Annotated in this window: 1 protein-coding gene; it reads right to left on the bottom strand. The window is 40.8% G+C overall.

Annotated elements, in window-relative coordinates:
- On the bottom strand, positions 1-289 hold a 289-nt coding region (locus AAEY83_RS13995; RefSeq protein WP_351059746.1), incomplete at both ends, for a redoxin domain-containing protein.

Raw genomic sequence — 289 nt, 5'->3', positions numbered from 1 at the left:
GCATTAGAGATGTCAATGATTTGAATCTCTTCTTTAGCATTAATAACGAAGACACCAGGCTCTGCAAAAGGATGATCGGTTTCTTTTTCAGAACGTGGGTCGGAGATATAAAGCCCCAAGGTATTCATCTGCTCAACAGTCAAGCCATAAGCTATTGGAAAGCTGATATCCAGCTCTTCTAAATGCGCCTCTAGCTGCTGTTTACTATCACCTGATACAGCAATGATGTCGACGCCAGCATCAGCGAATGATGATTTTACCGTTTCTAATTGATTGAGATATTTAGTAC

The organism is Psychrobacter sp. TB20-MNA-CIBAN-0197 (assembly GCF_040309765.1).
Lineage (GTDB): Bacteria > Pseudomonadota > Gammaproteobacteria > Pseudomonadales > Moraxellaceae > Psychrobacter > Psychrobacter submarinus.
This window is presented reverse-complemented; position numbering and strand designations above follow the sequence as displayed.